The 12,566-nt window shown below is 64.9% G+C and carries 8 protein-coding genes, 1 tRNA gene and 1 pseudogene; all 10 read right to left on the bottom strand.

Going from position 1 to position 12,566, the window contains the following annotated elements; all coding sequences use genetic code 11:
• Positions 1-88 precede the first annotated feature (88 nt).
• Positions 89-4,324: a DNA-directed RNA polymerase subunit beta' gene (gene rpoC / locus BXA03_RS24385; protein WP_076511763.1), complete on the bottom strand. Its 4,236-nt coding sequence runs from the start codon at positions 4,322-4,324 to the stop codon at positions 89-91.
• Positions 4,325-4,343: 19 nt separating this feature from the next.
• Positions 4,344-8,468 carry a DNA-directed RNA polymerase subunit beta gene (gene rpoB, locus BXA03_RS24390; RefSeq protein ID WP_076511764.1) on the bottom strand — a complete coding sequence of 1,375 codons (4,125 nt, stop codon included), beginning with the start codon at positions 8,466-8,468 and terminating at the stop codon, positions 4,344-4,346.
• Positions 8,469-8,720: 252 nt separating this feature from the next.
• Positions 8,721-9,095 (bottom strand): 50S ribosomal protein L7/L12, encoded by a 375-nt coding sequence (gene rplL, locus BXA03_RS24395; protein ID WP_017762045.1) that lies wholly within the window; start codon positions 9,093-9,095, stop codon positions 8,721-8,723.
• A 47-nt stretch (positions 9,096-9,142) separates the two neighbouring features.
• Positions 9,143-9,670 (bottom strand): 50S ribosomal protein L10, encoded by a 528-nt coding sequence (gene rplJ / locus BXA03_RS24400; protein ID WP_076511765.1) that lies wholly within the window; start codon positions 9,668-9,670, stop codon positions 9,143-9,145.
• A 258-nt stretch (positions 9,671-9,928) separates the two neighbouring features.
• Positions 9,929-10,627: a 50S ribosomal protein L1 gene (rplA, locus tag BXA03_RS24405; RefSeq protein ID WP_058643481.1), complete on the bottom strand. Its 699-nt coding sequence runs from the start codon at positions 10,625-10,627 to the stop codon at positions 9,929-9,931.
• A gap of 1 nt (position 10,628) precedes the next feature.
• A complete protein-coding gene (rplK, locus tag BXA03_RS24410; protein ID WP_058643482.1) occupies positions 10,629-11,060 on the bottom strand; it encodes a 50S ribosomal protein L11 in 432 nt (143 codons plus the stop codon).
• A 146-nt stretch (positions 11,061-11,206) separates the two neighbouring features.
• On the bottom strand, positions 11,207-11,791 hold the full coding sequence (gene nusG / locus BXA03_RS24415; RefSeq protein ID WP_076511766.1) for a transcription termination/antitermination protein NusG: 585 nt from the start codon (positions 11,789-11,791) through the stop codon (positions 11,207-11,209).
• Entirely contained in the window at positions 11,791-12,174 is a 384-nt protein-coding gene (gene secE / locus BXA03_RS24420) for a preprotein translocase subunit SecE (RefSeq protein ID WP_076511767.1), read from the bottom strand. The genes nusG and secE overlap by 1 nt, the downstream gene beginning before the upstream one ends.
• 159 nt (positions 12,175-12,333) lie before the next feature.
• Positions 12,334-12,409, bottom strand: a tRNA-Trp gene (locus BXA03_RS24425).
• 62 nt (positions 12,410-12,471) lie between these two features.
• Positions 12,472-12,566, bottom strand: a pseudogene (locus BXA03_RS24430) (elongation factor Tu); the annotation flags it as partial.

Raw genomic sequence — 12,566 nt, forward strand, 5'->3', positions numbered from 1 at the left:
GCGGGAGGGCGTCGTGACGCGATCATGGTGTCGATGCGTTCGTCTTGCGCTGGACGCGCATGGCCCGAAGGACCATGCGCTTCGCGGCTTACTCGCCGGCGGGGGCTTCGCCCGCGTCGGCCGTGGCGTCCGCCGATTCGTCCGAGGTGGAGGCAGCCAGCTCGGCGGCTTCCGCATCGGCGATGGCGCGTCGCTCGGCCTCGTCCATGGCTTCCCGGGCCTTGCGGGCTTGGTGGTAGGCCAAGCCGGTGCCTGCGGGGATCAGGCGGCCGACGATGACGTTTTCCTTCAGGCCGCGCAGCTCGTCGCGCTTGCCCATGATGGCCGCTTCGGTCAGCACGCGCGTCGTCTCCTGGAAGGAAGCCGCGGAGATGAACGAATCGGTCGACAGGGAGGCCTTGGTGATGCCCAGCAGCAGGTTGCTGTAGACCGCCGGGATCTTGCCCTCGCGCTGGAGACGCTCGTTGGTGTTGAGGATCTCCGAACGCTCGACCTGCTCGCCCTGGATGTAGCCGGACTCGCCGGCGTTCTCGACCACGACGCGACGCAGCATCTGGCGAACGATCACCTCGATGTGCTTGTCGTTGATCTTCACGCCCTGCAGGCGGTACACGTCCTGGACTTCGTCCACGATGTAGCGGGCCAGCTCTTCGGAACCCAGCAGACGCAGGATGTCCTGCGGATCGGCCGGACCGTCGACCACGACTTCGCCCTTGTTCACCACCTGGCCTTCGTGCACCAGGATGTTCTTCTCCTTGGGCACGAGTTCTTCCCAGACCTTGCCTTCCGGATCGGTGATCTGCAGGCGGATCTTGCCCTTGGTCTCCTTGCCGAAGGAAATGGTGCCGGTCATCTCGGCCAGCAGGCCCTTGTCCTTGGGCGAGCGGGCTTCGAACAGCTCGGCCACGCGGGGCAGACCACCCGTGATGTCACGGGTCTTCTGGCCTTCGACCGGGATGCGGGCCAGCACTTCGCCGGGGCCCACGTCCTGGCCGTCGCGCACTTGGATCAGCGCGCCCACCTGGAAGCCGATGGCCACCGAGTGGTCGGTGCCCGGGATCTTGACTTCCTGGCCCTGCGCGTCGAGCAGCTTGACCAGCGGACGCACCACCTTGGCGGCGCCGCGGCGCTTCGGATCGATCACCACCAGCGTGGACAGACCGGTCACTTCGTCGACCTGCTTGGCCACGGTGACGCCCTCTTCCACGTTCTCGAACCGCGTCTGGCCGGCGAATTCCGTGATGATGGGGCGGGTCAGCGGGTCCCAGTTGGCCAGGATCGTGCCGGCCTTGATCTGCTGGTCGGCCTTGACGGTCAGCGTCGCGCCGTACGGCACCTTGTGGCGCTCGCGCTCGCGGCCGTGCTCGTCCTGGATGATGATCTCGCCCGAACGGGCAATGACCACCAGCTCGCCCTTGGAGTTGGTCACGTAGCGCATCGTGGCGTTGAAGCCGATGATGCCGTTCGACTTGGCTTCCACGCTCGAGGCGATGGCGGCGCGCGAGGCGGCACCACCGATGTGGAAGGTCCGCATCGTCAGCTGCGTGCCGGGCTCGCCGATCGACTGGGCGGCGATCACGCCGACCGCTTCGCCGATGTTCACCAGGCCACCGCGGCCCAGGTCGCGACCGTAGCACTTGGCGCACAGGCCGTAGCGGGTGGCGCAGGTCAGCGCGGTGCGCACCTTCACCTCGTCCACGCCGGCGGCTTCGAGCACCTCGATGACGTCTTCGTCCAGCATCTCGCCGGCCTTGACCAGCACGCTGCGGTTCTCCGGGTGCAGGACGTCGTCGGCGGTGGTGCGGCCGAGGATTCGGTCGCGCAGCGACTCGATCACTTCGCCGCCCTCCACGATGGCGCGCATCGCGGTGCCGTCGCTGGTGCCGCAGTCCGGATCGGTCACGACCAGATCCTGCGTCACGTCCACCAGACGGCGGGTCAGGTAACCCGAGTTGGCCGTCTTCAGGGCCGTGTCGGCCAGACCCTTACGGGCACCGTGCGTGGAGATGAAGTACTCCAGCACGTTCAGGCCTTCGCGGAAGTTGGCCGTGATGGGCGTCTCGATGATCGAGCCGTCCGGCTTGGCCATCAGGCCCCGCATGCCGGCCACCTGGCGGATCTGGGCGGCGGAACCCCGCGCGCCCGAATCGGCCATCATGTAGATGGAGTTGAAGGACTCCTGGTCCACTTCCTTGCCGTGGCGGTCGGTGACCTTCTGCTTGGACAGCTGGGCCATCATCACCTTGGAGACGGCGTCACCCGCGCGGCCCCAGATGTCCACGACCTTGTTGTAGCGCTCGCCGGCCGTGACCAGACCCGAGACGTACTGCTGCTCGATCTCCTTCACCTCGCGCGAGGCGTCGTCGATGATCTTTTCCTTCTCCGGCGGCACCAGCATGTCGTCGATGGCGATCGAGATGCCGGCCTTGGTCGCGAGGCGGAAGCCGTTCTGCAGCAGCTTGTCGGCGAAGACCACCGTCTCCTTCAGGCCGCAGCGGCGGAAGGAGGCGTTGATCAGCTTGGAGATCTCCTTCTTCTTCAGCGCCTTGTTGATGTTGCTGAAGGGCAGGCCCTTGGGCAGGATCTCCGACAGCAGCGCGCGGCCGACGGTCGTGTCCACCAGGGAGGTCGAGGGCTCGAACTCGTTGGTGTCCTTGTTCTTGTTCCACTCGGTGATGCGCACCGCCACCTTGGCGGTGAGCTCGACCTGGCCGGCGTCCAGCGCGCGCTGCACTTCACCGATGTCGGAGAAGATCAGGCCCTCGCCCTTGCCGTTGATGCGGTCGCGGGTGGTGTAGTACAGGCCCAGCACCACGTCCTGCGAAGGCACGATGGAGGGCTCGCCCGAGGCCGGGAACAGCACGTTGTTGGAGGCCAGCATCAGCGTGCGGGCTTCCACCTGCGCCTCGACCGACAGCGGCACGTGGACGGCCATCTGGTCGCCGTCGAAGTCGGCGTTGAAGGCGGCACAGACCAGCGGGTGCAGCTGGATGGCCTTGCCTTCGATCAGGATCGGCTCGAAGGCCTGGATGCCCAGGCGGTGCAGCGTGGGGGCGCGGTTCAGCAGGACGGGGTGCTCCTTGATCACCTCTTCCAGAATGTCCCACACCACCGGCGTGCCGGCTTCGACTTCCTTCTTGGCGGCCTTGATCGTCGTCGCGATGCCCATGGCTTCGAGGCGCGAGAAGATGAAGGGCTTGAAGAGTTCGAGCGCCATCAGCTTGGGCAGGCCGCACTGGTGCAGCTTGAGCGTCGGGCCCACCACGATGACCGAACGGCCCGAGTAGTCGACGCGCTTGCCCAGCAGGTTCTGGCGGAAGCGGCCGCTCTTGCCCTTGATCATGTCGGCCAGCGACTTCAGGGCGCGCTTGTTGGCGCCCGTCATGGCCTTGCCGCGGCGGCCGTTGTCCAGCAGCGAATCCACGGCTTCCTGCAGCATCCGCTTCTCGTTGCGCGCGATGATTTCCGGAGCCTTGAGCTCCAGCAGGCGGCGCAGACGCGAGTTGCGGTTGATGACGCGGCGATACAGGTCGTTCAGGTCGGAGGTCGCGAAGCGGCCGCCGTCCAGCGGCACCAGCGGACGCAGGTCCGGCGGCAGCACGGGCAGCACGTCCAGCACCATCCACTCGGGCTTGATGCCAGACTTGCGGAAGGCCTCGAGCACCTTCAGGCGCTTGGAGTTCTTCTTGACCTTGACTTCGGAGCCGGTCAGATCGCCACGCAGGCGCTCGATCTCGGTGTCGAGCTCGATCGATTGCAGCAGGTCCTTGATGCCTTCGGCGCCCATCTTGGCGATGAACTCGTCACCGTACTCGGTGCGCTTCGCCTCGTAGTCGTCCTCGGTCATGATGCCAAACTTCTTCAGCGGGGTCATGCCGGGGTCGACGATCACATAGGCTTCGAAGTACAGCACGCGCTCGATGTCGCGCAGCGTCATGTCGAGCACCAGGCCCAGACGCGACGGCAGCGACTTCAGGAACCAGATGTGCGCGCAGGGCGCGGCCAGGTCGATGTGACCCATGCGCTCGCGACGCACCTTGGTCTGCGTGACTTCGACGCCGCACTTCTCGCAGATGACGCCGCGGTGCTTCAGGCGCTTGTACTTGCCGCACAGGCACTCGTAGTCCTTGATGGGCCCGAAGATCTTGGCGCAGAACAGGCCGTCGCGCTCGGGCTTGAAGGTGCGGTAGTTGATGGTCTCGGGCTTCTTCACCTCACCGAAGGACCACGAACGGATCTTCTCGGGCGAAGCCATGCCGATCTTGATGGCATCGAAATGCTCATCCGGCGTGAACTGCTTGAACAGGTCGAGTAGCGATTTCATGTGACTCTTTCCCTTTCAATTACGAGCGCTCGAGCTCGATGTCGAGACCCAGCGAGCGGATTTCCTTGACCAGCACGTTGAACGATTCCGGCATGCCGGCCTCGATGGCGTGTTCGCCCTTGACGATGTTCTCGTAGACCTTGGTACGGCCCTGGACGTCGTCGGACTTCACCGTGAGCATTTCCTGCAGCACGTAAGAGGCGCCGTAGGCTTCCAGCGCCCACACTTCCATCTCACCGAAGCGCTGGCCACCGAACTGGGCCTTGCCGCCCAGCGGCTGCTGCGTGACGAGCGAGTACGGGCCCGTGGAGCGGGCGTGCATCTTGTCGTCCACCAGGTGGTGCAGCTTCAGGAAGTGCATGTAGCCGACGGTCACGGGGCGGTCGAAGCGATCGCCGGTGCGGCCGTCGTAGAGGTAGGCCTGGGTACGGCTGTCGGTCAGGCCCTTGAGCTTGGCGATGTCTTCCGGGAAGGCCAGCTTCAGCATCGCGCGGATGTCCTCTTCGGTCGCGCCGTCGAACACCGGAGTGGCGAAGGACACACCGTTTTGCAGGTTGTGCGCCATCTCCACGATGTCGGTGTCGCTCAGGGCGTCCAGGTTCTCCTTGCGGCCGGTGCTGTTGTAGAACTGCTCCAGGAACTGGCGCAGCTCGGCCACCTTGGCCTGCGTCTGCAGCAGGTCGCCGATGCGCTGGCCGATGCCCTTGCCGGCCCAGCCCAGGTGCACTTCCAGCACCTGGCCCACGTTCATCCGCGAAGGCACGCCCAGCGGGTTCAGGCAGATGTCGCACGGCGTGCCGTCGGCCATGTGGGGCATGTCCTCGACCGGAACGATCTTGGACACCACACCCTTGTTGCCGTGGCGGCCGGCCATCTTGTCGCCGGGCTGCAGGCGGCGCTTGACGGCCAGGTACACCTTGACCATCTTGAGCACGCCCGCGGGCAGCTCGTCGCCCTGCGTGAGCTTCTTGCGCTTCTCTTCGAAGGCCAGGTCGAAGCTGTGGCGGGTCTGCTCCAGCGAGTTCTTGATCGACTCCAGCTGCATGGCGACCTCGTCCTCGGCGGGACGGATATCGAACCAGTGGAACTTCTCGACCGAGGCCAGGTAGGCCTTGTCGAGCTTGGTGCCCTTGGCCAGCTTGTTCGGGCCGCCGTTGGCGGTGCGGCCGGTCAGCAGCTTTTCGATCCGGTCGAAAGCGTCGGCCTCGACGATGCGCAGCTGGTCGTTCAGGTCCAGACGGAAGCGCTTGAGCTCGTCGTCGATGATCTGCTGGGCGCGCTTGTCGCGCTGGATGCCTTCACGGGTGAAGACCTGCACGTCGATGACGGTGCCCGAGGAGCCCTGGTCCACGCGCAGCGAGGTGTCCTTCACGTCGGAGGCCTTCTCGCCGAAGATGGCACGCAGGAGCTTCTCTTCCGGCGTCAGCGTGGTCTCGCCCTTGGGCGTGACCTTGCCCACCAGCACGTCGCCGGGGGTAACTTCGGCACCCACATAGATGATGCCGGACTCGTCCAGGCGGTTGAGCTGCTGCTCGGCCAGGTTCGGGATGTCGCGGGTGATTTCCTCGGCGCCCAGCTTGGTGTCGCGGGCCATGACCACCAGTTCCTCGATGTGGATCGAGGTGTAGCGGTCGTCGGCGACCACGCGTTCGGAGATCAGGATCGAGTCTTCGAAGTTGTAGCCGTTCCACGGCATGAAGCCGATCAGCATGTTCTGGCCCAGGGCCAGCTCACCCAGATCGGTGGAGGCGCCGTCGGCCACCACATCGCCCTTGGCCAGCTTGTCGCCGCGCTTGACGATGGGACGCTGGTGGATGTTGGTGTTCTGGTTGGAACGCTGGTACTTGATGAGGTTGTAGATGTCCACACCCACCTCGCCGGCCTGCGCTTCGTCGTCGTTGACGCGCACCACGATGCGGGTCGCATCCACGTAGTCGACGATGCCGCCGCGCGTGGCCGTGACCACGGTGCCCGAGTCCACAGCCGAGACGCGCTCGATGCCGGTGCCCACGAAGGGCTTCTCGGGACGCAGAACGGGCACGGCCTGACGCTGCATGTTGGCGCCCATCAGTGCGCGGTTCGCGTCATCGTGCTCCAGGAAGGGCACGAGCGAGGCAGCCACCGACACGATCTGCGCGGGCGACACGTCCATGTACTGGATGCGGTCGGCACCGACCAGGATCGATTCACCCTTCTCGCGGGCCGACACCAGGTCGCCGGTCAGGCGGCCTTCCTCGTCCAGCGCGGCGTTGGCCTGGGCGATGACGTACTTGCCTTCCTCGATGGCCGAAAGGTAGTCGATGTCCATCGTGACCTTGCCGTCCACCACGCGGCGGTACGGCGTCTCGATGAAGCCGTACTCGTTCAGGCGGGCGTAGAGGGCCAGCGAGTTGATCAGACCGATGTTCGGGCCTTCCGGCGTCTCGATCGGGCACACGCGGCCGTAGTGCGTGACGTGCACGTCGCGCACTTCGAAGCCAGCGCGTTCGCGCGTCAGACCGCCCGGGCCCAGGGCCGAGACGCGACGCTTGTGCGTGATCTCGGACAGCGGGTTGGTCTGGTCCATGAACTGCGACAGCTGCGAGGCGCCGAAGAATTCCTTCAGTGCCGCCGAAATCGGCTTGCTGTTGATCAGGTCATGCGGCATGAGCGGCTCTTGCTCGGCCTGGCCCAGACGCTCCTTGACGGCCTTCTCGATGCGGGCGAGGCCGGTGCGGTACTGGTTCTCGGCCAGCTCGCCGACGCAACGCACGCGACGGTTGCCCAGGTGGTCGATGTCATCGACTTCGCCGCGACCGTTGCGCAGGTCGACCAGGATCTTGACCACGGCGAGGATGTCCTCGTTGGTCAGGACCATCGGGCCCGTGGACTCGTCACGGCCGATCTTGGCGTTGAACTTCATCCGGCCCACGCGCGACAGGTCGTAGGTGTCCGGGTTGTAGAACAGGCGCTGGAACAGGGCCTGCACGGCGTCTTCGGTCGGCGGCTCGCCGGGGCGCATCATGCGGTAGATGGCCACGCGGGCGGCAAACTCGTCGGCCGTCTCGTCGATGCGCAGCGTCTGGCTGATGTAGGCGCCCTGGTCCAGCTCATTCGTGTAGATGCACTGGATCTCCTGCACACCGGCGGTGCGCAGCTTCTTGAGCACGGTCTCGGTCAGCTCGTCGTTGGCCTTGGCCAGCACCTCGCCCGTGTCGGGGTCGATGATGTTGCGGGCCAGCACGCGGCCGACCAGGAAGTCTTCCGGCACGCTGATGTGCGTGGTGCCCGATTGCTCCAGCTCGCGGGTGTGGCGGGCCGTGACGCGCTTGTCCTTCGCCACGACGACCTTGCCGGCCTTGTCGGTGATGTCGAAGCGTGCGACTTCGCCGCGCAGCCGCTCGGAGACGAACTCCATCTGGCCGCCGCTGTCCATCAGGCGGAAGTTGTCGTTGACGAAGAAGTTCGCCAGGATCGATTCCGGGTTCAGGCCGATGGCCTTCAGCAGGATCGTGACCGGCATCTTGCGGCGGCGGTCGACGCGGAAGTACAGGATGTCCTTCGGGTCGAACTCGAAATCCAGCCACGAGCCGCGGTAGGGAATCACGCGGGCCGAGAACAACAGCTTGCCCGAGCTGTGCGTCTTGCCCTTGTCATGCTCGAAGAACACACCGGGGGAGCGGTGCAACTGCGACACGATCACGCGCTCGGTGCCGTTGATGATGAAGGAGCCCTTGTCGGTCATCAGGGGCACTTCGCCCATGTAGACCTCCTGCTCCTTCACTTCCTTGACCACCTTCGACTGCGAGGTCGAGGACTCGCGGTCATAGATGATCAGCTGCACCTTGGCCCGCACGGCCGACGCGAAGGTCAGGCCCCGCGTCTGGCACTCGCGCACGTCGAACGCGGGCTTGGCCAGGTTGTACTCCAGGAACTTCATCTCCACGAAACCGTTGTGGGAGACGATCGGGAACGCGGCGTTGAAGGCGGCTTGCAGGCCCTCGTCGCTGCGTTTCTGGGGTGCCGCGGTGGCTTGCAGGAAGGCGGTATAGGCGTCCTTCTGCATCTGCAGAAGGTAGGGAATCTGGACGACGCTGTCGCGGTTGCCGAAGCTTTTGCGGATTCGCTTGCGTTCGGTGTAACTGTAGGTCGATGCTTGGGCCATGAGAGCTCCGGGGCTTGAGATCATCAGCGACTAGGGTCAGCAACGCGCGTGCGTTCCTGCTTGGCGGCTGGCCACTACCAGCCGATGGCGGACGGCGATGCATTGCACATCGCCCGAACCAAGAGTCCTTCTGCAGTCGGGGTCAGAAGACACTCGAAAGCCACCGGCGGGCGGCGGCTTTCGGGTGCGCTCTGAAAGCGGCAAAGGCTGGAAGGCCCGCGAGGGCACTTCCAGCCTCCAGTGGGAACCGAATTACTTCAGTTCCACCTTGGCGCCGGCTTCTTCCAGCTTCTTCTTGGCGGCTTCGGCGTCAGCCTTGGCCAGGCCTTCCTTAACAGCCTTGGGAGCGGCTTCCACCAGGTCCTTGGCTTCCTTCAGGCCCAGGCCGGTGATTTCGCGCACGGCCTTGATGACCGACACCTTGTTCGCGCCGGCTTCGGTCAGCACGACGTTGAATTCGGTCTTCTCTTCGGCGGCCGGGGCGGCAGCGGCGCCACCGGCAGCGGGAGCGGCCATTGCAGCGGCGCTCACGCCGAACTTCTCTTCGATGGCCTTGACCAGGTCGTTGAGCTCGAGGACCGTCATGCTGTCCAGCGCGGTCAGGAATGCGTCTTTATCGAATGCCATGTTGATTTCCTAAAACAGATTGGGTTGATTGCCGCGCGATCAATGGATCAGGCCGCGGCGGCCTCGGCTGCAGGTTCTTCTGCAGCGCCTTCGCCACGCTTGGCCGCCAGGGCACCCAGCACCACGGCGGTGCGGGAGATCGGCGACATCAGCAAGCCGCACAGCTGGGCCAGCAGCACTTCCTTGGTAGGAATGTTGGCCAGTTGCTTCACGCCTTCCACGTCCAGGGCCTTGCCCCCGAAAGCGCCACCGCGAATCACCAACTTGTCGTTGGTCTTCGCGAAGTCGGCCACCACCTTGGCGGCAGCGACGGCGTCTTCGGAGAAGCCATAGATCAGCGGACCGGTCATCTGGTCGCCGACGACTTCGAATGCGCTGCCAGCCACGGCACGGCGGGCCAGGGTGTTCTTCAGAACACTCAGGCTCACACCCTTTTCGCGGGCTGCATTGCGCAGACGGGTCATGTCGGCCACCGTGATGCCACGGTATTCCGCCAGGACGAGCGTTTGAGCTTTAGCGGCGAGGCCGGTCACTTCAGCAATGACCGCTTCTTTCTCACTGCGATTCAGACTCAAGGTCTACTCCTTTTCAATGTCGCCCGGTTGCCCGGGCGACGCCTTCATGCAGCGACCAACTGTTTCGGAACCGGAATTCCTTGCAGTGGGATCGCCATCTGCGCTGGCCGACCTTGGGTCGATTAAGGCGGCGGGGTTCGCACCCCGACCGCCGCCAGCGGTCTTGGATGGCCCGGAGCCCCTTCCCGAAAGAAGAAGGCCCCGGCCCACCACATCCGCCGAGCCGTCCGAGGACAACCCGGCAAATCACGTTCAGGCTCAGGCCTGGGCGATGGACTGCGTGTCCACGCGCACGCCCACACCCATGGTGGACGACACGGCGACCTTGCGCAGGTACACGCCCTTGCTGGTGGCCGGCTTGGCCTTGTTCAGAGCGTCGATCAGCGCCACCAGGTTGCCCTGGAGCTTGTCGCTGTCGAAGGAGCGGCGGCCGATGGTGCCGTGGATGATGCCGGCCTTGTCGACACGGAACTGCACCTGGCCAGCCTTGGCGTTCTTCACGGCCGTGGCGACGTCGGGGGTCACGGTGCCGACCTTGGGGTTCGGCATCAGGCCGCGCGGGCCCAGGATCTGACCCAGCGTACCGACCACGCGCATCGCGTCGGGGGCGGCGATCACCACGTCGAAGGGCATGTCGCCGGCCTTGACCTGGGCGGCCAGGTCGTCCATGCCGACGATGTCGGCACCAGCGGCCTTGGCCTCTTCGGCCTTGGCGCCCTGGGCGAACACGGCCACGCGCTTGGTCTTGCCGGTGCCGTTGGGCATCACGACGGCGCCACGCACCACCTGGTCCGACTTCTTGGCGTCGATGCCGAGCTGCACGGCCACGTCGATGGACTCATCGAACTTGGCGGTGGCATGCTCCTTCACCAGCGTCAGCGCATCGGCCAGCGCGTACAGCTTGGTGGTCTCGATCTTGCCCTGTTGGGCCTTTGCCTTCTTGGTCAGCTTGGCCATCTCACACGCCCTCCACGTTGACACCCATCGAACGGGCGGAGCCGGCGATGGTGCGAACCGCTGCGTCCAAATCGGCAGCGGTCAGGTCCTTCATCTTGGCCTTGGCGATGTCCTCGAGCTGGGCGCGCGTGATCTTGCCGACCTTGTCGGTGTGCGGCTTGGCCGAGCCCTTGTCCAGCTTGATCGCCTTCTTGATCAGCGTGGTCGCCGGAGGCGTCTTGATGATGAAGGTGAAGCTCTTGTCCGCGAAGGCGGTGATCACCACCGGCAGCGGCAGACCGGGCTCGACGCCCTGGGTCTGGGCGTTGAACGCCTTGCAGAACTCCATGATGTTCAGGCCACGCTGACCCAGCGCGGGACCGATCGGCGGCGAGGGGTTGGCCTTGCCTGCCGGCACTTGCAGCTTGATGAAGCCGACGATTTTCTTCGCCATGCTTGACTCCTTGCGGGTGATAGCGCCGCGGACGTTTCCGCAGCTCCCCGGGGTTGCGACTCAGGAAAAAGGCGGACCGCCGAGTCGAATGGCGCGGACCACCTGAAGCCGCGACTGGCGCTGCCAGCCGCGTTCTTGTCTCTGTCTCAGGTCTTCTCGACCTCGGCGAAGCCCAGCTCCACCGGCGTTGCGCGGCCGAAGATCATCACGGACACGCGCAGCTTGCTCTTTTCGTAGTTGACTTCCTCGACGGTGCCGTTGAAGTCGGTGAACGGACCTTCCTTGACACGCACCAGCTCGCCGGCGAGGAACTCCACCTTGTGGCGGGGCTTCTCGGTGCCCTGCTGCATCTGGTTGACGATCTCGTCGACCTCGCGCTGCGAGATGGGTGCCGGGCGGTTCTTGGCGCCGCCGACGAAGCCGGTCACCTTGCTGGTGTGCTTCACCAGATGCCAGGTGTCGTCGTCCATCACCATCTCCACCAGCACATAGCCGGGGAACAGGCGACGCTCCATGGTGCGCTTCTGGCCGTTCTTGACGTCCACCACCTCTTCGCTCGGCACCAGGATGCGGCCGAACTTCGACTGCATGCCGGCGCGGTTGATGCGCTCGGTGATGTTGCGCTCCACGGCCTTCTCCATGCCCGAATAGGCATGGACCACGTACCAGCGCAGATCAGGATTGGATGGCGGCGCCAGGGCGGGAGACTCGTTGTCGACGTTGTCGTTCATTACTTTTTCCAGCCCAGCAGCAGGTCGTAGAAGAACCACTCGAGGGTCTTGTCCGTCACCCACAGGAACAGCGCCATGATCACCGCGAAGGCGAACACGTAGGCGGTCATCTGGATGGCTTCCTTGCGCGTCGGCCACACGACCTTGCGCACTTCGCGCCAGGCGTCGCGGCCAAAGCCATAAAGGCGCTTGCCACTTTCGGACACGGCGAAAACGGCCACCGCCGCTGCCATGCCGACCAGCAGCACGCCCCATTGAACCCATGTCCCCTGCCTGGCCAGCATGTAGAACGCCACCAGCGAACCCAGCAGCAGCAGCACAGCCGCTGCCAGCTTGGCTTTATCGGCGCCCGTCTGGACCGTTTCGATTTGAGTTGTGGCCATCTCGGCAAATTCCTGGCCTCGCGGCCTGTGTAGACGCCTATTCGGAAGACGCCGAAGCCCGCCGGAGCGCGGCGGGCTTGAATCTGTTCGGTTTTGCCGAATCGGCATCGGCTGGATCCGAGTTCTGAGGGTACGGACCCATCGCCACCCCTGAGGAGGTGGCAGGGGCAGTAGGAATCGAACCTACAACCTTCGGTTTTGGAGACCGACGCTCTGCCAATTGAGCTATACCCCTAAGGCCTGACCAACAGGCTTCGAGGCCGCCACCCTTTCAGGTGTACGCCTCGGACATCGCAATTACTCGATGATCTTGGCCACGACGCCGGCGCCGACGGTACGGCCGCCTTCACGGATGGCGAAGCGCAGGCCTTCTTCCATGGCGATCGGGGCGA

The sequence above is a fragment of the Pseudacidovorax sp. RU35E genome (assembly GCF_900156165.1).
Lineage (GTDB): Bacteria > Pseudomonadota > Gammaproteobacteria > Burkholderiales > Burkholderiaceae_C > Xenophilus.